The organism is Rhodococcus sp. UFZ-B548, assembly GCF_903819475.1.
In the GTDB taxonomy this organism is placed as follows: domain Bacteria; phylum Actinomycetota; class Actinomycetes; order Mycobacteriales; family Mycobacteriaceae; genus Rhodococcus_F; species Rhodococcus_F erythropolis.
This window is the reverse complement of record NZ_CAIJDS010000074.1, coordinates 1-22,795: the sequence shown is the minus strand read 5'-3', so window position 1 is coordinate 22,795 and position 22,795 is coordinate 1. Positions and strand designations below refer to the sequence as shown.

The window sequence follows — 22,795 nt, the reverse complement described above, 5'->3', positions numbered from 1 at the left end:
GCCGGATCCGCGGCGCTCTCCCGATGCTCCGCATCGGGAACGGAAGCGGCTCGCTCCGCTCCCCGCCAGGGAGCCGCTGCGCGGCTCGCAGTGGGTCCATCCAGACTGCCGTCGATCGACTCGCTCCGCTCCTCTCAATTCCTGAATTATCTTTCTCACCAATGGATTTGATCGGAACTGAAAAACCAGTACCCAAGTACCAAACGAGGCTGGAGAGGGGCGGGGGTCGCTCGAAGATACCCCGTCTCGCGTCCGCCAACTCACCGTCATCATGCTTCCCATCCTACAGGACTCCACCCCAAACCGCAAAACAACACAGAACCACGAAAAATCGAAATCCTAACCACCACAACACAATTCGAGTCTCACCAAAACACTTCCATGCGTAATCACCGAAACTAATTACCCGCCAATCGATCACCCAAAGTTACTGAACCACAACAACATTCAAAAACACCCGAAAATCGACCTTCCTGAGCCCTCCGTACACCCAGATCGACGAGCAACAGCTCCCCACCCACCGCCGGCACCCGCCGAACGATCGACCCGAACCCAGCCAACTCGACGATCACCAACCACCGGGAGCAGAGGTGCGCGAGCACGACAACCAGACCCAGACAACAACCGCCCACCAGGGTCGAGCAGCTCCGCTACCTCGCTCAGCGGGTACAGGACACGATCGAGGACGTTCTCATCGCCTACGTCGTCAAGCGAACCAACAGCGCGGTAGGGCGCGGTGGCACGGGACCGAAACGACGTCCAAAACGCGGCAGCGTGAAATACGGTTCCACTACAAGCCAGCGACACGCCCAAGGAGAGCATTGTTGTTAGCAAGAACGCGACTCGACAGCGGGCGATTGGGACTGGCAAGCGTCAGGTCGAGGAAGTCACGAAACCGGATCGGCACAATGGTCTGAGTGCACATGTACCTCCACTGAATGAGCGTCTTGACAGGGTCTGGGAACCCTAGACGACCCGCCATACCTTCGAGGATCTGTAGCTCGGTAAGTGTCAGGGCGGCAAGTGCGAGGATCCGACCGTTAAATTCTTCGAAAAATGGGCGACTTCGAAGTTGAAAATCGAGGTCGGTGGTGTCGAAGTTGGGTATCCCACCAGCAGGCAGAGCGACGATCGGCAGGAAAACTTGTGAACGACGGTCATGGATCGGGATTGCCTTCAGTGACGACCTCTACCGCCTCATCGAACGCGCCTCAGAGATCCACCAAACGATCACCAACCACCAATTGCCACCAACGGTCAAAGCCGCCGTCATCGCGCAGTGGGCTCCGCCGCTCAGTGTCGCCCACGCCAGCGGACCCGCCCGTACCGTGATCGAGACCCCACGGGCTGCCTATAGCGCCAGCGCGAAACCCGAGGAACCAGCGCCCAATTATCCCCGTTGACATGGGCAAATGACACGTCCCCCACACAACACAGATGCACGACATCTACCACCCCCGGCAGGGGCCGGTGAGTCAGCGTTGCTACCAGCGGGATACCGGTGGCGCCGGCGGCCCGGCGCTCTCGAACCATCGGGTCGGCCACCGCGACACATCAACCACTGTCTCGGCGCGGGGAGCAATCGGCCACGGGGCACCGCAATGGTGCTCGCGATGTCGTCGTCAGGATGCTCGAAGACCTTCTCGTAGGCAGCAGCGACGATCTCCCGATTGACCTCGTAGGACTCAACCGCGTCGAGAACAAAGGGCAGCTGCGGCGAGATGTCCGGGCGAAAGAACGCGAGCGGTTACCGCGCCGTCAAGAAATCTTGACAGCAGTGACTACCTCTCCGGTAGACCAGACATATCAGTACTGGTCCCACCCGTGGCATCGGAGCTGTGGCGCACGTCCGAAGATGGTGGGCTGCTTGCTGGTTACGCTCGGCGGCACCGGGCTCGTGATTCAGTCGATCGAATACATCGTCGCGGCAGCGACGACGGTTACTCACCTCTTTGGTGTGCCGGTTGTCCGCCACTGTCCAAGGTACGAACGTCGGATCTCTAATCCTCCGACGTTCGTCTCAGCGCTAGTTGCTCAACTTTCATCTCGTTCAGGCTTCAGGTCCCGGACACACTGATCGTTGGCGTTCGTTGCCGACTGCATGTTGCCATTCGTCGGCGGTCCAGTCGTGTCCGGCGACCTTGCACAGTGCGTCGGTGTAGTTGATGCTCTCGGTAAGCATGATTCGCACCGATTTTGTTTGGAACCATTCGTTACGTTTTTGAGTACCTACGTTGATCGCCAGATATTGAGAGTCACGGCTCCACGCCAGCCCCGTGATGAAATCGTTTGCGTCGAATCCTCCCATCCGCCAACGCGGCGCGTCTTCTTCCAGACTGTCCACCGCGAAGAATGCGAGCTGTCCACTTCCGAAGATGTCGACGGCCAGTCGTTGTTGGTCGCCGCTCCATGCGACCTTGCCGACGACACCGCCGATGTTCTGCCGGGCTGCGGCTTGGATAGCGACCGAGTCGGTGGCCACATCCAGATCGTAGACAGCGAGTGCGTTCTCTCGTGTTGCTGCGATCCGATCACCGCCCGGAGAGAGGTAGGTGTCCTCGTATTCGAACAGTGAAGTGATGTCGGTTCTAGTTCCATCTTTGAGATCGATGATGGCGTGGCCGCGTGTGCCGCCGACCATCCGGTAATCGATCAACGCACGCGTGCGGAGTTCGTCGAACGTGACTCCTGCTCCCTGGGCGTCGCGGGCATTGACTGTGACGGGGAGGGTGGTAGCCCATTGTCGGGTACCGTCGATCGACCACGATTGGATCCGTCCGCGTCCGGCATTGTAGGCGTAGACGAATTGATCGTCGGGTGAGATCGCGACTGCCCAACCGTAATCAACTGTGCTCGAGGTCGGCTCGGGTCCGTCGAAGTCGAGAACTTTCGGGGATGCATCGGTCTTGCTACGGTCCCAGAGCCACACCTGCGCCTGACGTGTCGAGCTGTTCTTGCCCGTTGCTGCCGCATAGTTGTCGGTTGCATCTACCGACCGTGCAGCGATGTTGCTTTCGCGCGGCTTGTACGTGGCTTCTGTGGGTGTGGCGGGGTCGTCGTTACCGGCGAGAACTCGTTGCCGCACTTGCGCTTCGGTCTCTGCCGAGACCTCGCTGACCGCCACCCCGCTGAATGTGTTGGAGCCGATGCCCTGGACGCCGGCACGGACGAGTTCACCGCCGGCGGTGAACTCGACATCGGTGGCACCCCACCGATCTTGCAGACGGGTCAGTGTGTTCGACGGGTCATGAAGGACGATGGTCCCGTCGATGCGGCCGGTGAGCACGGTCCCGTCTCCGCCCGATGTGATGGACCGTACGGCACGATTGAACGCCGCGTTCTCGCTGGTGTTCGTCAGCTGCGCCAGCCGGCCGTCATCGATGTAGCCGAGACCCGAAGGGGTGGTGTAGGCGAGTTCGTCCGAGTACGAACCGAGGGAGGTGATGGCGGTAACCCGACTGTTCACCAGGCCATTGACATTCGCTTCGGGGTCGTTCCTGTCATCCTTTCGAAAGAACTGTTGTAATCCGTTGTCCGAGCCGACGAGCACGGCGCCCGCCGGGGACAGTGCAAGCGAGTGGATCGGCGCGAGCACCGAGTCCGGTTCGACGACGCTGGTTGCCCGGTAGATCCGTTGCAATGCAGTCGATTTCGAGATACTGAATCGGCGGTCCACCTCGTCACCGAGGGTATCGATTTCGAGCTTGTAGACCGTTTTGTCTTCGGAGCCGAGTAGGAGGGTATTACCTGCGGTGTCCAGTGATTGCCTGTTGCTGACTACTCCCTCCAACCTGTCGAATTCGCTGACTGCGACGAGATCGGCTCTGCCGGTGTCGCGACTGAGATCGAACGTGTCGGGTGCGCTCATTCCGGGCGCCCAGAACAGGCCTTTGTAGTCTTGATCGATGACGATCACCGCATTCGAGTCGTGATCGACAAAGGGGCCGAAGACTTTTCGATTGCCGTCGGTGAACGGCGTGGGGTACGAGGCGACCTCTGTGGGCATCTTTCCTGCGCTGCCTTGGAACAATTTCAGGTTCGTACCCGCCAGGACGGCGATGACACCGGACCCGGCGTACCCGGCGCCGCCTATTCCGCGGATCCGGCCGCCGAGATCGAGACCGACTCCGAGTGTCTGCAGCCCTGGCAGTGACCACCCGCGAACCACGGACGATCCGGATTGCGCGGACAGGGCGGTGCCTGCAAACGCTCCGATATGATCGATGGCCGTATCTCCGGCTACTGCAGCGGCGGCGACGGATTCGTTGTTTTCGATCACGGTGCGGATAGCGGAAGTAGTTGTCGGACTGGAATGAACGTCGTCGGCTGTCAGGGCGAGCAGAGCTGCGATGCGAGAGTCGGAGTTGGATTGGCCGGTTGCCAGCCCGGCGAGCCGGTCGGACAGGCCTCTGTCCTCGGCGTCTCGCCAGACCGAGTAGCCCCATGAGCCACCGATGATTGCGAGCACGATGACGATAACTAAGCCCACAGCCAGGCCCACGACCGCCTTGTTCACCACCGACCGTGTCTCGGCGATGGCGTCGTCGATCGTTGCGGCGCCGCTGATCTGCAGGACGAAACCGGTGGGTGCTTCCTCGGTCGCTCGTTTCAGTCCGGCCTGGGCTACGACCACACGTAGCGAATTCGCTTGCGCTACACGGGTCTTGACGTCATAGCCTTCGACTTCGGTCAATGAAGTTCCGGTCACGCCCGCTGTGACTGCGCAGTTTCGGTCGAGTCGGCGAAGGCGCCTAAGCTTGCGCCATCGCGATCTCGGGGCGATATCGTCCATGGCCACCGCGAAGGCGGCGGACATCGAGTCCCCTTCGATTTTGTTGAACGGATTGTTCTTGGCGTCGGTGACCGACCATACGATGCATGCATCGACTTCGGCGAAGATGCTTGCGGCCCATGCGGCTTCGATACCGGTGGCGGTCGAGCGATCGGCTTGCAGGAAGCCCATCATGGCGGGATCGGGATGGATTCCGCTGGGGCCGTCGTCGAGGACGGTGAGGGTGAGGTGCCCGGTCTGCCCACGCGAGCCAGTGTGGTCGGATGTTCGGAACAGAACGGGGACGCGCGTGGAGCGTAGTTCGGTAGGCCGTCTACCGGTGAGTTCGAGCAGCAGCAAGATCAGGAAGCCTCGGGAAGGGTGATCGACGGCGGCCAGGAGCCTGCGAACGAGCCTAGGCAGTCGGTCCGAGCCTGTGGTCGAGCGGCCAGCCAGTACTTGTGTTCCAGCACCCCGGATGCCGCAGGCGTCGAAATGCTCGAGCGCGGCGGTGATCTGCTGATCGGCGGTCTCGGTGCCTGCCAGTATCTCGGCGAGGTCCACGAGAACGCGGGCGGTGGCCATTTCCGGGGTGAGAGGGATGCCCTCATCGTCGCATTGGCGCGGAGATCCTCCGATGTCCGACCAATCCATGGTCGAGCCCTCGTAGAGAGCCTCGTACGCCGTCGTCCCCTCGTCGTCGAGTTCGTTGCGCAGTCCGGTTACATCGCTGCCGGTGGCGACCGCCGCCCGGCAGCGATCGAGCCAGAGCTGCTTGGCACCGACCAAGGTGATGTATTCGGTGTTCGAACCTCGAGCTGCGAGGGTGTCGTCGGTCATCGAAGACCGTCGGCGATAGCGGCCGCAACCGGATGAGAATCCTCAAGTGTGCTCTGGATCTTGCGCCAACGGTTTTGTTCCGGAATCGAGGCGCGGCGAACGGATTCGGTCACCAACGGTCGATCCTGTTCGGGGACGTTGTCGGCCGACAACGGACGGGAGATCGCCACCGAATTCTGACCCCAGGCGTGTTCGTTTCGCACGGTGGTACCGGCGGTCAAGGAACCGCCTCTGGGACGGAGCGTCAGGAATCGGCGTTCGTCGCCGATCTGCACCAATATGATCTCCGTGCTTGACGAGCGTGGAATGTCGAATTCGACCTCGAGCTTCACGCTGCCGTCCTCGTTCGGCGTCTGGGTGTAGCTCATCCCCCACTCCGGCCTGTCCTGTGTGAAGGAATCAGGGCTGAATTCGGTGTCGGAGGCGGCCGCGTGCCTGGATTGGACATGAGGCGAGAGGGTCCAGAGGTCGATGACAGCGCCCCCGACGTTGGTTTCGACTGCCGCGGTGGAGTCTTCGGGGCGATCTGTGTGCGGGCGCAGGCGTGTGACAGTGGCGTCGGTGGTGGAGCTGGCGGCCTGCAGCAACTGCGCGTGGAGGCGACCGCGAGGTGTCGGCTGGAGCGCCAGGTCGTGAACGATGGCGGTTACACCGTTGTCAGCCCAGTGCCGCTCCAGTTGCGACAGCAGCGCCGGTTCGTCTCGTACGACGGCGGCGAGGTCTTCTGTGAAGCCGAGGACAGATCCCCGGGCGACGTCCATTTCGATGGTTCGCTCGCCGGTGATCTCGCCTGCCGCTCGGGTCAGGTCCGCGAACCACCACGGTGCCGGGTCGTCGTGGAGGGTCAGGTCGTCGGTGCCGGTGGTGTCGTCGATGCCGTCGGTGTCGAAGGACAGCAGATCGTCGAGGATGCCCGGTCCGAACAGGTCGTCTCGGGTGGGTTTGTCAGTCATGTCTCAGAACTCCAGAATGCGGGTGCGGTCGAGGTGCAGGGGGTTGTGAGGAGTGCACACGCGCACGCACCGCGGATAGGGGTTGGCGACCGGAGGTTCGTCGGAGTATCGCTCTTCGGTGTTGTGAAGGAAGTCGATCAGTGTTGCGCCCTCGGGTGCCGGGGCCTGTTTGGTCGCTTTTCGGTAGAGCTCGACGTACGTGTCGGGGACGACGCGCGTTCCGAAGTTCGTGCGGCTACCCACAGCTCGTGCACCGAGGCGCAGACTTTTGACCGCGGGGTGCCGGTCCCTGTCGCTCAGCCATGTTTCGAAGACGCTCAAGTGCGCATCGATCTGCGTCGTGGATCGCAGTGTGCCGTCTGTGCCGAGTACGCCGGCGAGATACAACGTCAGCCCGATGACATCGTTGACTCTGCCGATCGATCGGGAGATCGCGTCCGGCCGTAGACCTGTATGTGCGGCGACGCGGGCGTTCATTCCGTAATTCGGGTCGCGCCCTTTGTCTTTCGCCTTCTTGTGGCTCTGCTCGCGCCGGCGGGCAACTTCGTTGGTCCGATCACGCGTGTTCTCCCGCTCGTCGAGTTCGGCGTCGGACGGGTCCGGATCGATTTCGGGGTGGCCGGCGTAGCTTTCGAATCGGTAGAACATGCGCAACAGGTCCAGTTGCTCGTTGCTGATTCCGATCGTGGTGTCAGGGCGTGCGGCGCGGGCGACAAGAGCGTCGAGGACGACAGCGAGGCCGGTTGTGGTTCGGTCGTCTTCGTCGTCCTGAACGAATCGAACGTCAGGCCCGTCGATGTGTGGTCCGGCCAACGCGCCACCGAAGTCCGCGACGACCGATCGTTCGTACTTGGTTCGCCTGAGGTGGTCCAAAGCTTGGTGGGTGAGGACTCTGTACAGAAAACCGGGTTGAGCGAGATTGTCCCGGAGTGCGGCCAGGTCGGTGCGCCGGTCCTGCGCGCGGGCATCGGCGGCAGAGGCCAGCAGCTTGGCGTAGGCGTCGTGGACCACATCGTCGGCCGCGCCGTGCCCGACGATGTGGGCGGCTGTCCAGTACCAGCGTCGAGCGCCCTTGCTGAAGGAGGTGTCCACCGCCTCGATCACGTCCGCAAAAAGATCTGCCTCGTCTGCCATGGCTCTCGTCTCCTGCACTTGCGCCTCCCACGGAATGCTCCGCACCGCCGCGCAGGACGCGGCGGTGCGGAGGTGGGAAAAGACTATCCTCAACCCGCTAGCCGTGCATCGGCTTCGCCTGTGTGTCCGACGCATTCGGCGGTTCGAATGACGCGACGTCGCCCTCATCTGGGGTGTAGGGAACGACCGGTTGGCGCACGACACCGGTCTTGGACGGATCGCGCAGCGCCTCGGCGATCCGGTCACGGGCGAAAGCAAGCAGCTCGCGTTGGACGTGGCCGATGTTGGCTTGCGCCATGTCGTGCTGCCGGGCAGCTCGTGCCCGCTTTTCTGGGTGGTCGGCCAGTTCCAAGCCGACGCGGGCGTACTGGGCGGCGATCGTGTTGCGGCGTTTGTCGATGCGCAACACTCTGCGGCGTGCGGTGCGCGTAGCGAAGAAGTTGTCGGAGGTGAAGATGCGCGCTCCGTGAATCGCGACTTCGATGCCGGCGGCGACGAACACCGCGAGCATCAACAGAGCCAGTACTTTGTCCGATGTGGCGTTGTCCGGCAGTCCTTCGAGTGTGTCCTTGTTCCACCTCATGGTTGCCAGCGCCAGTCCGATGCAGAACCAGGCGATGAACGCCGCGGACGCGAGTGGTCGGTTGCCGTGGCGCAGCGCCAGACCGCCGCCGATGGCCGTGACGACGGCGATCAGAGCCATACCGATGGCGGTAACCAGGGAGATGAACTCACTCTCGTTCAGGACCACATCGAGTGCACCCTTGGCGAGGATGACGTCGACGATGTTGCCCAGAACGGCAGCGATCAGAATGTAGACGCTGGCCGTGGGCAGGTACGGGGTCATCGGCCAGATCCCGGCAGGGTTGGCGGGATCTGGCCGGGTGGAATCGCGGTTCTCGGGTCCGTCGGGTGAGATGTCGGTGGTGGACATGTGTCGGCTCCTGGGTAGTGGGACGTGCTCGTGGTGTGTGGCGGTCATGCGCTGTGGATCAGCGGAGTGGGTGGTTCGTCCTGTCTCGGTTCGGATTCGGGATCGTGTTTCCCTGCCGACGGGGGTGTGGGCTCGGGAGCGCTGATGTCGGCCGGCCGATAGGGGTGGGGCAGTTGAGCGATGGGCACTGCGGGCAGCGGTAGCGGATTTCGGGCAGCGGGTTCGGTTGCTGCGGCGGACTGTTGTTCTGTGCCATCGAAGCTCGACCACACCCGTGCTTCGGCGTCCTGGTGGCGAGCGAGTTCGATGTCGAGGCGGGCCAGCTGTTGTCCGAGCCGGACGCTGTGTTCGCTTCCTTGGAACTCCAGGAACTTCCAGACCTTCAGTTGCTCCTCGTGCGCGGACTTTGTCAGCTCCGACCAGCGTCGGCATACAGGGTTGATGATGCGATCGAGCAGGTCGCCGTAGGCGTCGTCCAGGCTTCCCGCGGCAGCGTGTGCCGCGACCCGTTCGACAATCATCTGGCGGATCGCCTCGACGTCGGGTTGTGGTAGGTCGATCGGACTCGAGGTGTCCCAGTTGGCGATGGGAGTCGTCGGAGACTGGTTGAGCCGGATACGCATTCGGTCCCGCAGTGTCGTGGGGAGGATGTCGAAGATTTTCATGGGCACGATCCTTCGAGTCGAGGCGGGTGGGGTGGTCATTCGGTCGGCGGGTGCGGAAGTGATTCGGGCGTGCACCAGGCGGGATCGGTGATCAGCTGGTCGGTGGTGCTGATGAACAGCGATGTGCGCCGTGATGCCGAGCGGGTGTAGGTGCGCGCGCGGCGGTTGTAGTGCGCGGTCAGCAATTCCACTCGGACGAGTAGCTGAGCCCAGTGCGATCGGCGTGCCTGCAGCGCGATGTCGATCTGCTCACCGGCCTGGTCGATGCGGTGCAGTAGTTGCTGTCGTTCGGCCACTGCGGCGTCGATCGCGGCCTGTTGCGCGCGTAGCCGACGAGTACGGCGTTGCTGCGCGGTGTCGTACTGTTCTGCGCTGGTCGCCGGACCGTCCTCGACTGTGCCGGCGGCGGCGTCGGCATGGCGTTGCGCGATGTCGGGCAGCCGCTGTTGCAGTGCGTGCGCGCTGTGTCGCGCGCTGACGATGGCGTCGTCGAGGACCGCGATCGCGGTCCGAGTGGTTCGGCGTTCGTGTTCTTGTCTGGTGAAGCACTCTGCGGCAAGGCGTTCGACGAAGTCGGTGCGAAAGCCTGCGGGTGCTGCGTCCTTCTCGGCGAGCGTGCGCGCGACTCGGCGACGATCACGCCATCCTTGCCACGAGTCGCAAAACCGGAGGAGGGTTCTGTACCGCAACCCGTCGTCCGGGTTTCGTTGCAGCACGGGCACAGCGGCGGGGATGGGTACCGACGCTGTGGTGAGCAGAGTAGTTCGATCGCTGTGCTGATTCTTGCGTGAGCGGGACATCTCTCTCCTGAGGGGGTGGGGGTGGACTGGGGTGGCGCACGACTGTGTGCGCCGGACATCGAACGCCCCGAGGCGTTCGATGTGTGGACGCGTTCCTGCCGCTTCCGTTGCACGGGCGCGTGCAACGGAAGCGGCGCTGTGGTCTGGCGATTTCTGCTGTACAGGTGCGATGAATCAGCAGGGGTCGGTCAGGGCGATGCGGACCGATCTGTTCATCGCGGCCGGCCCGGGTAGCAGTAGGCCGGTGGCCGGGTCGGTGTCCGGTCGGACGTATTCAGGGAAGTCGGCGCCAACCCCCACCGAGTTGATCTGTGTCGGTGCCACTCCGCGGGAGAGGAAGAAGGACTCCACTGTCTCTGCCCGCGATTGGCCCAGCCGTACGAGCCGGGCCCTGTCCCCTCGGTCGTCGGCGGTGGTTCCGCGCACGACTGCAGTTCGAGTGCGGTCGTGGGTGAGCCAGTCGACGAGGGGGGTGAGGGCGCGCTCGGCGGCGCCGGCGTCGATGAAGGTGTTCGCTTCGGCGACGAAGGACACCTGGGATTGCTGACCGAAGACGATCTCCTCGGTCGAGCACATCGCCGGAGTGGTGATCGTCGGCACGTCGACGGTGTCCACTGTGGCCGTGGTGTCCACGGACTCGCCGCTGCGCGGGTCCGGACTGACGACAACCGACGCACCGGAGGCTTCGAGCACCGCCTGCCAGATCGCGACCAGGTTGGTTCTCTGGGCGGAATCGAGCGACTGCTGAGGCAACGTGGTGTAGCCGATCCCAACGAGATACACCGTGACGCCGCTCAGTTCAGGCAGGACCCCAGCCTGCTCCAGATAGCCAGCGACCTCGCTCGGATCCGCGGCCAGCATGCCGGGCGACGTGAAATCCAGCCTGCCCCGGTCACTGAGTCCGGATCCGGTGAACACGATGACAGGGTGTTCGGCGCGATCACCGCGCAGACGATCGCGAGCCCGTGCCACCGCTTCGAGGTTGTCGGCGCCGTCCTCGGTACTGCCTTCGCGTAGTTGTTCGCCGATGCGCGTGAGGTTTCCGGTCACGATAGCCGCGCGGCCCGCGTCGGTCCCCGTGACGTCCTTCAATGCCATGGGGGCGATGTCGGGGTCACCGGACACCCGCACCAGGGCAACGTGTCCGAGGTTGATCATGGCGTCGGCGACCACCTGCTCGGTCTCGGCGTTGAGCTGCGGCATCGGCGCGTTTCGGTGTGTTCCGGCCACGATCACCACCGAGTCGGTCGGGGATGACGAGGACTGTTCGTGCGAGGACGACCCGCAGGCGGCGGATGCTGCGCCCACTGTGACGAATGCCAGGGCCGCCGCCATCGAGCGACGAGAACTTCGGCGAGAGAACATGAATACCTCCGGTGAAGTCGTGCTTGGAGCGCCGTGTCGAACCGGCGCGGGACAGGGGGCGAGACCGAGATCGAAAATTTTCGGTGTCACTGCTGAGACGGAGGGCTGCCACATCTGTTGCAGGCACCGGTGTCGGTGCGGTCGACGCCGCGGGGAGATAGATTCGTGATTCACGGTCATATGTCGGAATCGAGCCTGGCGAAGTGGAGTTTCATGAACAGCAGTAGCGTTCGTAGTGTCGGGTGGCGACGGTTCAGTGCCCTGCTGGTGTTGCCTGCGGCCGCGATGATCGCGGCCGCAGGGTGCAGCGCAGCGAGTACAGAGGATTTCGCCAGCGCTCAGGTGTCCTCCGGCGCTGCCGCCGAGGAGTCGGGGGCGGGGTCAGTGACGGTAGAGGATCTCCTGTCGGCGCCTGTGCCCGCGCTCTGCGAGCACGAAGCGGGCACACTGGTGGACGGGCGGCTCCCACTGCAGAACCCGATGTACGGCGGAGTCGAAATCGCGTCGACCCCATCGGGTTCAGACGATCCGTTCGTTGCGTTCGGCGATATCACAGGTGACGGTGTTGCAGACGGAGCGCTGGTCACCTTCTGCACAGCAGGAGGCGTCGGATGGCCCGCCACAGTCCAGCTCTACACCGAGGGACCCACGCTTCTCGGCGGTATCGATCTCGGCGACGTCACCGGTGGGCGCGAAATAGTGGAGAACATCTCCATTGCCGATGGCGTCGTCCACGTCGAGTGGCTGACCAACGGCCCAGACGATGGCGCATGCTGCCCCACCAGTCAGCGCAGCGGCGAGATCCGTTGGGACGGATCGAACGTCGTCATCGAAAAGGTCCAGGAGATTGGCGTGACTGCCTACCGTTTCGAGCACAACGGCAGCTACTATTTCACCTCTCCGAGCGGCAAATTCCAATGCGGCATCCTCGATGCGGACATCGCACCCCGCGGCCAGACCACTGCTGGATGCCACGGTGAGACCAGCCCCATTCCGCCCCGGCCGACGACCTGCTCGACCGGGGCCGGATGGGGACACGGAATGCAGGTCGACCAGAGCGGTGCGGTGTCGTTCCTCTGCACCGGTGGACTGATCTTCGGTACCGGGACCGGCGACGGCGACCCGGTCCTCGACTACGGCAGGGAACTGACCGCCGAGGGTTTCCGGTGCACCTCCGAAGTGACCGGCGTGACCTGCACACACGAAGGCAGCGGCCACGGCTTCACGATCGCCAGCACCACGAACTCGAGCTTCTGACGGCGGCGCCGGAGCCAGGATCGCCCCAGATCCCGGCTCCGGTCATCACCGAAACGCGAAGCGCGCCAAACCCCAACTGGCAACGAGAAACACTGCTGTCGGGACGGGATGCGAAATCGCCGCAGACACCGTGGCCACGGCACTGTCGAGCGCTGCGATCACCAACGCCATGAGTAACCCGTCGACCGACCTGTAGGTCCAGATGTAGAGGGTGGCGAAGTACACGATCGGTGCCAGCAAAGCCAGGGCCACCCCGGCGCGCACGGCCCCGAACCACTGCGTACGGAGTACGAACCTGTCCTGGCCGGCGCCCCGGCGGGTGATACGCAGACTCGACACCGGAGCGTCGACTTCCGCGAGACCGGCGAGCCCACAATCGAATCTGACGGGCACCCGCTGTGACCAGATCCCTCGTACGGAGCCGGCCACAACGCCCGGAGAGCCCGCACGGACCTCCCCTGCCAGAAACCCCCTCGTGATCGGCGCGGTGGCCACTACCCAGTCCCCTGCCTGCGGACTTCCTCCAAAGACGCTCATGGCAGCCGGATCCTGACCTTCGGAAGCTCCCCCGGTCTAGGTTCGACCGGACGTAGTCGTTCCCGGTTCTCGTCGTTGAGTCCATCGGAGCCGTTGTCGTACACGCGGTCTCGGGCGCGTTCGTCGGAGTCCGAGAGGTCACCGAGATCGCGCTCGATCCTCGTTCGATCGCGTTCGTCGGTGTCGGGCGACTGCGGCGCGAGTGTGTTGAGCGCGCCCAACACCAGTCCCATCGTGCCGAGACCTACTGCCGCTCGTGTTTTCCAGGTAGCCATGTGCTGTTCGAACCTTTCGTGGATCGGAGTCGGTGAGGAGGGAAGAAGCGTGTGAGGAGCGGGCCGGTGTCACGCCGATTGATGCGCCCGCACGGTCGGCGTTGTCTGCCGGCTCGCGGCGGCTTGCGTCGGGGCGGATGCGCGGAAGTCATCCATGATGTTCTGTGCGATGCATTGGCGGGCGTCGGAGGCGATTGCCGCGGCGCCGTTTCTGCGTGCCGCGACGGCGAGCCTGTCAGCGGTGTCATTCAGTCGATGCCCGGCATGGCCTTTGACCCAACGGAACTCGACAGTCCTGCCTGCGCAGAGTGTGCGGATCTGGCGTACGCGCCCCGCGAGAGTGCGGTTCGGAATCCGCCGAGTTCCCTCGATCCACCCGATCGAGTTCAAGCTGTCGGTGATGATCTCGATGTGTCGGCGGTGAGCGTTGTCGGACAGTGCGAGGTGGATGGCGTCGAGCTCGCCGATCGCGATATCGGATACCGACGGGAGGAACTTCTGCTGCCATGCGCCGGTCTCGGTGACATACGCGATTCCGACTCCGCGGTGACCCGTTCGCGCCGATGCGTCGGTGGCGATGATCAGAGGCCTCTGGGTCCTGGCCGGAATCCGTTTGGTGGGCTGCACCTTCGCCGCCGACGCTGCGGCGATTCGCCGTTCGAGCAGCACTTCAGCCGTGCAGCGGATCGTCGACACGCCATGGCCATTGAAGTGACGCGGTACGAGGTGGGAGTGATTCTGGGCCTCGAACCAGTCCCGTACGGCCTTGTTGCTGATGTACAGCTCGACTTCTCGCTGATGCGTAACGCTGAAGTTCTGGACGAACTCGAACGCATCGACAGCCGCAAGCGCCGCATTGTGGTCACTGCCGTCGAAGTACGCCAGGCCGACAGCGTCACCGGCCTCGGAATTGTTGGTAATCAACGCAACAGCGTGAACAACGCCGCCCCGGCTCGTCCGAGTCACGATTACCCCGGCAGCTGGACTCTGCCCCGCCTGCACCGACGGTGTTTCGACAGCCTGAAGCTTAGACGCGACCTGTGACGGTCTCTCCTCGGTCGAATTGACTTCAGTGCTGCCGAAAACACGACGCAGAAGCTGAATAACGTAAATGAGAGCACTGATCAAGTTCTTCCACTGGGCCATCGAAACTCCTCACGTGGAGCGAGCCGGGTGCTCGCCGTTCACGGAAGAGACGAAGTACAGCCACAACTGTTGCAGAAGGAGTTCGACGTCTCCTCCGACGGGGAGTTTCGCAGCAGGAAGAATCGTCAACCGATCGCGCCACTCGGGTCATCGTTTACCACTGTGACAGTCGATCTCGGCGTGCCTTTTCTGACTTCGAGGCCAGCGGGGCACCGCACAAATGCTGGCTTGGGGCAACGCCCACTGCCGAGTGGAGGGAGCAGTGACAACAACCTCGACTGCCCACCGACCACATAACTCCGACATCAGTGAGGACGAGGATCCTATGAACGCCGGTTCATTCCCCGTTCACCTCAGATCCGGACGTCGCCGGCGGAAACCCCCGCGTGAGCAGTCGATCAGTTGAGGGCAAGCTCGTGGCCATGCGCGCCGCTCTTGTCGACGCCCTCGCCGGGGACGGAACACACACCACGATGGACGCCGTCACAGCCACGCTCCCACCAAAAAATGGCCCAGAACAGCATCTGCTCACAAAGCTCGAACATCGAAGCCGGGGACCTCTACCTCCTCTGCAGCGCCCCCGTTATCTTCTAGGAGGTCCTTGAAATGAGGGCTGCGGTCGCCAGTGACTGGACCCGCAATCGGGGCCCAGTCACTGGCGCTAGGTCAAAGTAGTCGTCGTAGTGTTGCCGCAAATTGTAGTAACTCACCGCGGCCGCGCTGCGCTGCTGATCAGAGGAAAGCCCGAGCTTCTCAAACATCACCAGGTGCAACAGGGTTTTCGTTACGTAGGTCAGTGCGGGTCTGACCTCGCGAGGAATCTTGTCCATACCGTCCCACGATGAATGACCGATCGCGTTGCGCGCATTGACCATCCAGGTGACCCACTTGGCCCGGTCGCGGAGCACTGTAGCGACGGCCTCGCTGTCGGGGATCGAGGCCAGCTCGCGCATCCGTGTCGCGAAGCCCGGCTGGTTCCGTTGGATCGCTGAAAGTGCCCACCGCCGCGCCGCGCCGTCGGGCAAAGCCTTGATGTGGCCCTTGAGGTCCTCGTGTTCCCGGCCGGAGATACCGGTTGTATCCGGGTGCAGAATCTGGTGGAAACCCTCGGCGGCGGATGCAGCATTAAATAGCTTGTTCTGAAAGTACCCGCGGCCGCCGTAGTCGAGGCTGAACAACACCGAACCCGACATCCCCAGCTGCGCGCGCAACGTTAGCCAGTCGGAGATGAACCGATCGGGGACGGTGCTCAGCACGAACACGGGTTGCCAACGACGCTCGATCACGGGGTCGGCCTTCATCCATACCTGGACCGGGGTGCCTTCGCTGGTGGACAGGACGGACGACTCGATCCGGCAGTCCGCATTGCCAGCCAGGGTCAGGAGGTCTTCGAACGCCTGGGTGGTAGTGCCGAAATCCGCCCATCGACGGGGTTCATCGGACTCGATGACCAGCTGGACCTCGCGGCCCACACGGCGCAGGCTGAGCTGCTCGCCAGGACGTTGGGGGTTGGTCATCTGCTCGGGCAGCGGCGGCTCATCAGTGCCGCGGGTTGCCCAGTCGGTCAGGTTGGACAGGCTCACCGACACCTGGCAGAAGATGGGATCATCGGCGGAGGCGATGTGGGCGCCGATTAACGCCACGTGCACGTGAACCTCCTGCGTCAACTGCCCATCGGACAGGACTGAGCAGCCCAGCAGAGTCACCGGTGTGGCGTCAGCGGTTTTACCCCACACAATCTGGCTACTGTTGGTCCACGGGACGATGCGGTGGTCGAGCTTGAGGCGAAAGGAACCGTCGTCGACGGTGGTGAGGTTGCCGGTGCCGATGCGGTCGCGATTGGATGGCATCCACCACTGCCCGTTGTCCACGATCACCGGTCTGCCTCCGACCTCAGTCCTTGTCGCGCAGCCCGGATAGACGTCGCTGATCCACAATTCGCTTGTAGGTCATCCAAAGAGGAACGTCTCCGCCTTCAATGATTGATACCAGGGAATTCTACTTGCCGATTCGAAACCAAACCCGCTGAGCGTCCTCCTGCGGGCCTGGGTGTGGGTTTTTCCCAGCGACAAAACGGACGGTTCAAGCCTCGACCGAAAAGGATGCGTTCCGACGCTGAGATTCCACGGACCGCTGCGCTACGTCGACAGCTGCCTTCAAGCTCGTCGCGCCACCCCCTCGGGACGGCTGGGCCGGCTCACTCACCCTCGATAAACGGATCTTCCAGTTTCAGCACCTCGACCTCGTCCGGATGCAAGTTTTCATACGGATCCACGGATCTGGTCAGTAAATCATCCGGATCGAAATCGTTCGGCGCCTGAACGATATGAAGACCTCGTGCCAAAATCTCGAAATGTTCACGGCCCTCGTCGCTCGTGAAGTCTGCGGCGAAAGCAGCGGCTACCGCGTCACGCGCCACAGCCTCCGCCAGATCCCAATCACGCACGTACTCCTCGACGGAAACGCTCACCTCTCGCTGCCCCAACGCCGCCAAAGTACATTGCTGAAAGTAAAAAGCGACTACCTCCTGAGCGCCGTCCCATTCCGCCTGGAATCCGCGAGCTACCGCGTTCTCCCGCAACGCAGAACGAAGGTCGAGCGCATCGACGGCTCTCATCGCAGGTAACGCACGTACCTTGCTCACGTACTCGTCAAACCCGATCGCCGCGACAGTCCCGAGGACATCCATTACTGCTTGCCAATTCGGCCCCAGATGATCGACGAGGTCGACGTCCGTGATCGTGGTCGACTCGATATGACGGACAAGTGAGTCGAGCGAGCGATCAGCGCCGTCGTAGAGTCCGTCTCGTTGCGCCTGACGAAGCCATTCCATTTCTGCGACCACAGCATCTCCCGGAACTGAACCGGCACGCTCGAACGCTTCCTCGACGGACAGCTCACTGCCGACGGCCACTTGGGGACCCCAAGCCGCTCCATTGACTCGCAGGAGATCCGCAGCGGTCTGCACGGTGTTGTCAAGTTGTCTGGAGTACAGCAGTTTTGGGGTGCGGCAAGGCATCGCACGGGGAGGTCGGTCAGGGAGCGATGGTTTGTTCGGTGACCTGATCCCATACCTGGAATCGGATGGCCAGTTCGGTGCGGTGGTCGGTGGCAGCCATCCGGTGCCGGGGTGGGCGGAAGTGCGGCGAGATCCGGCTGAACACTGCGAGGAATCGTTGTGCTGAGCTGACAGTGCGGAAGCCCTTCATCGCTCGTTCACGTTGGCGGGTGGGTTGGTGGGAGTTCTCGCACCGATTGTTCAAGTATTTGTTTTGCCGGTGCTCAGTTGTCGACATCATCGTCCGGTGGGCAACACGATACGAAGCGAGCTTGTCGGTGATCAGCACCCGCGGCGGGCGAGCGTGCCGCTTCAGGAGTTTCTTGAAGAACCTGGTCGCCGCCTTGCCGTCCCGCTTCCCTTGGATCAGAATGTCGAGCACGTTTCCGTGCTGGTCCACCGCCCGCCACAAATACTTCTGCATGCCGCCGATCTTGATGAACACTTCGTCGAGATGCCACTTGTCACCTGGTCGGGGCACCTTTCGTCGAAGCCGGCGGGCGTACTCGGGCCCGAACCTCGCGCACCAGGTGCGGATCGTCTCGTACGTCACCTCGACCCCGCGCTCGGCCATCAGTAACTCGATGTCGCGGAACGAGAGGGTGAATCGGTGGTACAGCCACACACAGTGCGCGATGATCTCCCGCGGAAACCGGAACCCCTTGTACGTTGACGACACCCGTAGATCATCCCAGATCAGCGGATCTCAACAACTTGACAATGCCAGCTCACTGGTGGGAGAGTGCTCAGCCTGTCGATGAACTTCAGGCGATCGGTATGGGATGAGGCACGCCGATCTATGGTAGTTCACCCTGTCAACGGGCAGATGTTTGTTCGGAGGCAACAGCTTGGCTGCGGCACCGACCTGCGGCCGAAGGGACCCGTGGCAGTCATCCGTGGAATCGTAGTGCGATCAGCTCCCGCGGTAGCTGCTCGGGACCAGGGTAGGCGACGATGACGCGGATGCCGTCAGGATCGCAGCCGTCGACGAAGATCACTCCACCGACTGCCTGGGTGAAGGTGGAGGCATCGTATGCGCGTAGACGCCGGTCCGCTCATCGAAACCCCGCAACGCGTCGGGTACCCACTCACCCCACCCCTAGCCCTCGTCTACAGTGCCAGCCGCGGAACCTTCCGCGTCCTCTACCTCGTCAACCACAACGAACACACCGTCAACGTCACCGCCATCTCCCACCGCCCCACGCACCTGAAAACGATCGGCACTCGACACCGCCGGATTCGCTGCCGGAGTATGGCTGATGACGCAAGAATCGAGTGGCTCAGTGCCCAACACCCACCGCAGACCTAGGTAGCTGTGCAGCAAACCTCGACACAGCCCAGAAACCACACCACGACCGATCCTGGGCAACACTCCGTCGTTCATCAGCCGACGCGACGACCCTGCAACTCGCTCTGCGACAATCAACCGAATGACGGACAAACACAACGAAACCGACGACACAGTGAGCGTCGGCTCCCGAGTGCACGTCACAGTGCGCACCACCGACAACACCACCACGAAACACCCGGGCGTAGTGATCGAAGACTATGCAGACATGGCCATCGACACCGCAGCCACCGGACGCGACTGGGCGCCCGTGCACCGGTGGGCGATCGCACTCGACGACGGACGGCTCATCTTCGCAAATAGCGAAGACCTGCTCTAACTGCACTCGCCCCAGCGCGACACCCACCAACCGTGCTTCGCCGAGTGGGTGATTCCCGCAAAATTCAGCGGGAATGGTGCACGCTGCGCCGACGCCACACAATCCCCACCGACGGCGAGTGCTGCACTCATGGCCCCGACTGGAAGCGCTGCAAACACCGCCCCGGCAGCACACGGCGTCTGCGACGAATCCGACGGCAGTGGCGCGACCGTATACGTCGGCAGTCGTGCATCGAGCCGCAAAGAAACCCGAATCGAGAGCGCCGACCTGGGCACTGGGCGTGCAGATACGGGGCGTACAGATATCGTCGACGTACTGGCCAACCGCTGTACCTTCGCATTCTCACCCACAGAGCCCGAATCACGGTCGGCAACGACATACCGCTGCCGACCGCAAAAGTACGAGCAAGGGATGTGTCCGCCACACTGGCCACGAACACAGTTTCCGATGCCTTAGAGTGAAGACAGAAACTTGTCAGCGATGACCACCTCGGACCATCGTGATGGTCGCGTAGACGTTCCGATCGCCAGGAAACACGCCTACGGTGACCGATCGGCCCAGTCACGACCTTGAACTCGCGTCGTTTGATTGCGTCAGGATCCGCACGGTAACGGTCAACTTCTCTTCAACGGCTGAGGAATACCGACCAACCTGGCCATGCCGGCAGGTCCGGGTCGCGACGACGCCCAGGCGAAACGAAGGTCGAAATCGACTACCGCGCCGCACCCAAATCAACAACATTCGAACTCGGGAGGCGACCGCAGACCCTGAGCAGGCAGCCTCAGATTCGCCGCACCGGGCTTATCTGGGGTTCACCTTCTAATTTTGCGGGGCTCACCGACACAGCGGCCTGCGCCGGCGAGCCGTGCGCACCGAACCGCTGCGACGGCACGCAGTTCCGGGAGACCCACCCCCGGCGAGTTGACAGCCGGTAGGCGGGTCTTGCGGCCGACCCCGCGTTCGATAATCCTTCTGCCGCGCCGAACAAGTTCCCCAACGAGAGCCGATTCAAACGTAAAGACAGGAAGAATGCTCAGGCACGCAGTGGGCGGTCCCGCCGACCACACACGATGAGGGGATCTCGACACACTTTTATCCGTCGCTGACGACGCCCAAGCGCCTTTCCCCTGTCGGGGTTCAGGTTTCCACTGTGCGGCGTGCCGCTCATGCGGCTCATGCGGCTCATGCGGCTCATGCGGCTCATGCGGCTCATGCGAAATTTCGCGGGAGTGCGGTCGCCGCGCAACGTCCGCCAACTCGTAGCATCACACCCCCGACGAGGTGATGTGTACGGACCCGCTGTTGTCGACATTCATACTGCGCTCCAGCGGGCCACCACAGAACCGGTGCACGGTAGGTATTCGATGTCTGCACTATTTCAGGGCTTCTGTTAGATATCTGAGATGCCATCACAGATCTTCTTTACAACACTGTGCGTTCTGGTGGGAATAGACACGTTTCGGTTCGGTGCTCGGTCGTTCCATTCGATCAGTGCACATCGGTTCAGGGTCCGATATACGAATCTTGAGTCCGGACTCAGAAGCTCATGGCCAGAGCAAACCTTATGGCCCCGATAGCGGCGCAGGCAGCGGTGAGACGCCTGGCCACCTTGCTCTAATCACATTGGGGACAGCGTATTCGACGTCCCGAACGATGGCGAAGATTGCGGGCCTGACGTGTTGTTTCCATGGGACGGCGTGGTGGACACCGTCTATCGAGATGGCGCTGACACCGGTCTCGGCGACACTCCCCAGCTTTTGCTCTCCGCTTCGCGGTCCGGCCGCATCGCGAGGGTAAATGACCTGCCGGTGAACGTGTCGGGTTCCGGTCAGGCGTAGGGTCGGCCGAGTCACGTTCTCGTTTCCTGGACTGTGACGTGTAGACCCTGCTGGCGAGATTCTGCGGCTTGCGGATTTTCGCCTGCAGGGTCGCTCGCAGCGAGTGGTCACCGGTTGGTGGTCGCCATGTTTTCCGGTGGCCTCCGGTGAGTCAGTGCCATCATGGCTATCGAACCAGCGAGCGCCAGCCACAGACTTGCCTCGGCAAGGAGTCGATAGCTGAGCGCTCCCACTGCCACCCCGCCGATGAATCCGGCCGAGCTGTGGACCCTTCGCCTGATTGGTTGGATTGTATTGTGAGACAGCCATTTCTGGGTCACTTCGTGGGTGGTGTCCGCGAGTTGGCCGCGCGTGCCGAGAAGTACGTTGACGGCGCCGACGGCGAGCGCGACGGGGAACGCCACGACGACAGGTTCGGGTATGAACAGCATCGTCAATCCAGCAACGGCCAGGAGAAGAGTCGCTGCCAGAAGAACTCGCCCGCGATGTGGTGCGAGGAGTGTCGCGATCACGACGCCGAGAACGAATCCGATCAGGGCACTGGCGATGGTGCCGACCAGGACGGGGAGGTTGATCGTCCATGTGTCGATGGGGGTGATAGCGGCGTTGCCCGACGAGATGAAGATCCCGCCGATGAGGAAGATGGCGAAGGAGTCGAGGAAGCCGACGTAGAGGTTCATCGCCGTGTCCGCCGGAGAGTGCGGAAGGAGATTCGCGCTCACGGGATCGGCGGGGGCTCGTGCGTCACTGCTGGGCTCTTTCTGATGTCGCCCTCGGGGTACGGGCCGGGGTCGATAGCGGATCGTGAACGTGTTCGACTGCATCGCGGGCAACGCAGTCGATGGTTGGGAGAATACGCCCATCGCCTTGCGGGAGAGCTGAAACCTGCTGGGTGAGCGGTTTTGTGGGTACCTGCTCGCGTCGATTGGGTGCGGTACTACCCTTCATGTACCAAGCAACTGCTTGGTACATGAAGGGTTTCGTCGCTGTGCGACGACGTCTCGCGTCAGTGCTCGAAGTCGTAGCCGCGCGGGCCAGGATGGAGGAGTTCTCGATGTCCGAGGCATACATCATCGATGCGGTGCGCACTGCAATCGGAAAAAAGGGGGGCGCGCTCTCTGCCACCCATCCGGCAGATCTGGGGGCGGGCGTTCTCACTCATCTGCTCGAACGCACCGAGATCGACCCGCACGGTGTCGACGACGTCATTTTCGGGTGTGTCGATGCCATCGGGCCGCAGGCGGGCAATATCGCGCGCACGTCCTGGTTGGCGGCGGGGCTTCCGGTGGAGGTGCCAGGGGTGACTGTCGATCGCCAATGTGGTTCGAGTCAGCAGGCGGTGCACTTCGCTGCTCAGGCAGTGATGAGTGGTACGGCGGATCTCGTTGTTGCAGGTGGAGTGCAGAACATGAGCGCGATACCGATCGCCTCGGCGATGACGGTGGGGCAGCAGTTCGGCTTCGAGACACCGTTTCACGGGTCGATCGGGTGGCGCCGGATGGGCTCTGTCAACTTAACTGAGCCGTGAGTCAGGGATGATGGTCGGATGAGTCGT

18 protein-coding genes and 2 pseudogenes are annotated in these 22,795 nt (G+C 62.7%); 4 read left to right on the top strand and 16 right to left on the bottom strand.

The annotated features are described in order from the left end of the window. Positions 1 to 2,050 precede the first annotated feature (2,050 nt). From H7C86_RS34230 to H7C86_RS34200, 7 genes are all read right to left on the bottom strand, one after another. The gene (locus H7C86_RS34230; protein WP_182263234.1) at positions 2,051 to 5,611 is read right to left on the bottom strand and encodes a WD40 repeat domain-containing protein; all 3,561 of its coding nucleotides are present in this window, start codon (positions 5,609 to 5,611) and stop codon (positions 2,051 to 2,053) included. Continuing rightward, positions 5,608 to 6,564 (bottom strand): hypothetical protein, encoded by a 957-nt coding sequence (locus tag H7C86_RS34225; RefSeq protein WP_182263233.1) that lies wholly within the window; start codon positions 6,562 to 6,564, stop codon positions 5,608 to 5,610. The genes H7C86_RS34230 and H7C86_RS34225 overlap by 4 nt, the downstream gene beginning before the upstream one ends. Before the next feature lie 3 nt (positions 6,565 to 6,567). Next, positions 6,568 to 7,698 carry an RNA polymerase sigma factor gene (locus tag H7C86_RS34220; protein ID WP_182263232.1) on the bottom strand — a complete coding sequence of 377 codons (1,131 nt, stop codon included), beginning with the start codon at positions 7,696 to 7,698 and terminating at the stop codon, positions 6,568 to 6,570. Positions 7,699 to 7,795: 97 nt separating this feature from the next. Further along, positions 7,796 to 8,632: a hypothetical protein gene (locus H7C86_RS34215; RefSeq protein WP_182263231.1), complete on the bottom strand. Its 837-nt coding sequence runs from the start codon at positions 8,630 to 8,632 to the stop codon at positions 7,796 to 7,798. 44 nt (positions 8,633 to 8,676) lie between these two features. Next, positions 8,677 to 9,297 (bottom strand): hypothetical protein, encoded by a 621-nt coding sequence (locus H7C86_RS34210; RefSeq protein ID WP_182263230.1) that lies wholly within the window; start codon positions 9,295 to 9,297, stop codon positions 8,677 to 8,679. A gap of 35 nt (positions 9,298 to 9,332) precedes the next feature. Next, entirely contained in the window at positions 9,333 to 10,097 is a 765-nt protein-coding gene (locus H7C86_RS34205; protein ID WP_182263229.1) for a hypothetical protein, read from the bottom strand. A 174-nt stretch (positions 10,098 to 10,271) separates the two neighbouring features. Then, positions 10,272 to 11,462 (bottom strand): OmpA family protein, encoded by a 1,191-nt coding sequence (locus H7C86_RS34200; RefSeq protein WP_182263228.1) that lies wholly within the window; start codon positions 11,460 to 11,462, stop codon positions 10,272 to 10,274. A gap of 213 nt (positions 11,463 to 11,675) precedes the next feature. Here H7C86_RS34200 and H7C86_RS34195 point away from each other — a divergent pair, with 213 nt between their 5' ends. Beyond that, entirely contained in the window at positions 11,676 to 12,719 is a 1,044-nt protein-coding gene (locus H7C86_RS34195; RefSeq protein ID WP_182263227.1) for a DUF6636 domain-containing protein, read from the top strand. 45 nt (positions 12,720 to 12,764) lie between these two features. On the opposite strand, the gene H7C86_RS34190 is transcribed toward H7C86_RS34195, so the two are convergent. The 7 genes and pseudogenes from H7C86_RS34190 to H7C86_RS34160 form a co-directional block, all read right to left on the bottom strand. Then, positions 12,765 to 13,256, bottom strand: a complete 492-nt coding sequence (locus tag H7C86_RS34190) for a hypothetical protein (RefSeq protein ID WP_182263226.1) — start codon at positions 13,254 to 13,256, stop codon at positions 12,765 to 12,767. Then, positions 13,253 to 13,531 (bottom strand): hypothetical protein, encoded by a 279-nt coding sequence (locus tag H7C86_RS34185; RefSeq protein ID WP_182263225.1) that lies wholly within the window; start codon positions 13,529 to 13,531, stop codon positions 13,253 to 13,255. The genes H7C86_RS34190 and H7C86_RS34185 overlap by 4 nt, the downstream gene beginning before the upstream one ends. Positions 13,532 to 13,600: 69 nt before the next feature. Then, positions 13,601 to 14,497 carry a ribonuclease HI gene (locus tag H7C86_RS34180; RefSeq protein WP_182263224.1) on the bottom strand — a complete coding sequence of 299 codons (897 nt, stop codon included), beginning with the start codon at positions 14,495 to 14,497 and terminating at the stop codon, positions 13,601 to 13,603. Between the two features lie 770 nt (positions 14,498 to 15,267). Then, positions 15,268 to 16,554: a HEPN domain-containing protein gene (locus H7C86_RS34175; RefSeq protein WP_182263223.1), complete on the bottom strand. Its 1,287-nt coding sequence runs from the start codon at positions 16,552 to 16,554 to the stop codon at positions 15,268 to 15,270. 320 nt (positions 16,555 to 16,874) lie between these two features. Then, positions 16,875 to 17,591 (bottom strand): hypothetical protein, encoded by a 717-nt coding sequence (locus H7C86_RS34170; protein WP_259349395.1) that lies wholly within the window; start codon positions 17,589 to 17,591, stop codon positions 16,875 to 16,877. 121 nt (positions 17,592 to 17,712) lie between these two features. Continuing rightward, the gene (locus H7C86_RS34165; protein ID WP_125053568.1) at positions 17,713 to 18,414 is read right to left on the bottom strand and encodes an IS6 family transposase; all 702 of its coding nucleotides are present in this window, start codon (positions 18,412 to 18,414) and stop codon (positions 17,713 to 17,715) included. Positions 18,415 to 18,625: 211 nt separating this feature from the next. Then, a pseudogene (locus H7C86_RS34160) lies at positions 18,626 to 18,781 on the bottom strand (VOC family protein); the annotation flags it as partial. Here H7C86_RS34160 and H7C86_RS34155 point away from each other — a divergent pair. Beyond that, complete coding sequence (locus tag H7C86_RS34155; protein ID WP_182263221.1) at positions 18,769 to 19,044, top strand: type II toxin-antitoxin system RelE/ParE family toxin; 276 nt, start codon at positions 18,769 to 18,771, stop codon at positions 19,042 to 19,044. The pseudogene H7C86_RS34160 and the gene H7C86_RS34155 overlap by 13 nt on opposite strands. Before the next feature lie 121 nt (positions 19,045 to 19,165). Continuing rightward, entirely contained in the window at positions 19,166 to 19,402 is a 237-nt protein-coding gene (locus tag H7C86_RS34150) for a hypothetical protein (RefSeq protein ID WP_182263220.1), read from the top strand. On the opposite strand, the gene H7C86_RS37715 is transcribed toward H7C86_RS34150, so the two are convergent. Both H7C86_RS37715 and H7C86_RS34145 read right to left on the bottom strand, forming a co-directional pair. Continuing rightward, positions 19,399 to 19,533: a hypothetical protein gene (locus H7C86_RS37715; RefSeq protein WP_259349394.1), complete on the bottom strand. Its 135-nt coding sequence runs from the start codon at positions 19,531 to 19,533 to the stop codon at positions 19,399 to 19,401. The genes H7C86_RS34150 and H7C86_RS37715 overlap by 4 nt on opposite strands. Before the next feature lie 1,814 nt (positions 19,534 to 21,347). Then, on the bottom strand, positions 21,348 to 21,962 hold the full coding sequence (locus H7C86_RS34145) for a DUF1275 family protein (RefSeq protein WP_182263219.1): 615 nt from the start codon (positions 21,960 to 21,962) through the stop codon (positions 21,348 to 21,350). Positions 21,963 to 22,294: 332 nt separating this feature from the next. On the opposite strand from H7C86_RS34145, the pseudogene H7C86_RS34140 reads away from it, so the two are divergent. Next, a pseudogene (locus H7C86_RS34140) lies at positions 22,295 to 22,732 on the top strand (beta-ketoacyl synthase N-terminal-like domain-containing protein); the annotation flags it as partial. Positions 22,733 to 22,795 lie beyond the last annotated feature (63 nt).

Excerpts from the sequence above, each read along its gene's own strand:
- H7C86_RS34205 (WP_182263229.1), bottom strand. The coding sequence starts at position 10,097 with ATGTCCCGCTCACGCAAGAATCAGCACAGCGATCGAACTACTCTGCTC.
- H7C86_RS34220 (WP_182263232.1), bottom strand. The coding sequence starts at position 7,698 with ATGGCAGACGAGGCAGATCTTTTTGCGGACGTGATCGAGGCGGTGGAC.
- H7C86_RS34190 (WP_182263226.1), bottom strand. The coding sequence starts at position 13,256 with ATGAGCGTCTTTGGAGGAAGTCCGCAGGCAGGGGACTGGGTAGTGGCC.
- H7C86_RS34200 (WP_182263228.1), bottom strand. The coding sequence starts at position 11,462 with ATGTTCTCTCGCCGAAGTTCTCGTCGCTCGATGGCGGCGGCCCTGGCA.
- H7C86_RS34185 (WP_182263225.1), bottom strand. The coding sequence starts at position 13,531 with ATGGCTACCTGGAAAACACGAGCGGCAGTAGGTCTCGGCACGATGGGA.
- H7C86_RS34155 (WP_182263221.1), top strand. The coding sequence starts at position 18,769 with ATGCGCGTAGACGCCGGTCCGCTCATCGAAACCCCGCAACGCGTCGGG.
- H7C86_RS34210 (WP_182263230.1), bottom strand. The coding sequence starts at position 9,297 with ATGAAAATCTTCGACATCCTCCCCACGACACTGCGGGACCGAATGCGT.
- H7C86_RS34195 (WP_182263227.1), top strand. The coding sequence starts at position 11,676 with ATGAACAGCAGTAGCGTTCGTAGTGTCGGGTGGCGACGGTTCAGTGCC.
- H7C86_RS34225 (WP_182263233.1), bottom strand. The coding sequence starts at position 6,564 with ATGACTGACAAACCCACCCGAGACGACCTGTTCGGACCGGGCATCCTC.
- H7C86_RS34150 (WP_182263220.1), top strand. The coding sequence starts at position 19,166 with ATGACGGACAAACACAACGAAACCGACGACACAGTGAGCGTCGGCTCC.
- H7C86_RS34215 (WP_182263231.1), bottom strand. The coding sequence starts at position 8,632 with ATGTCCACCACCGACATCTCACCCGACGGACCCGAGAACCGCGATTCC.
- H7C86_RS37715 (WP_259349394.1), bottom strand. The coding sequence starts at position 19,533 with ATGAGTGCAGCACTCGCCGTCGGTGGGGATTGTGTGGCGTCGGCGCAG.
- H7C86_RS34230 (WP_182263234.1), bottom strand. The coding sequence starts at position 5,611 with ATGACCGACGACACCCTCGCAGCTCGAGGTTCGAACACCGAATACATC.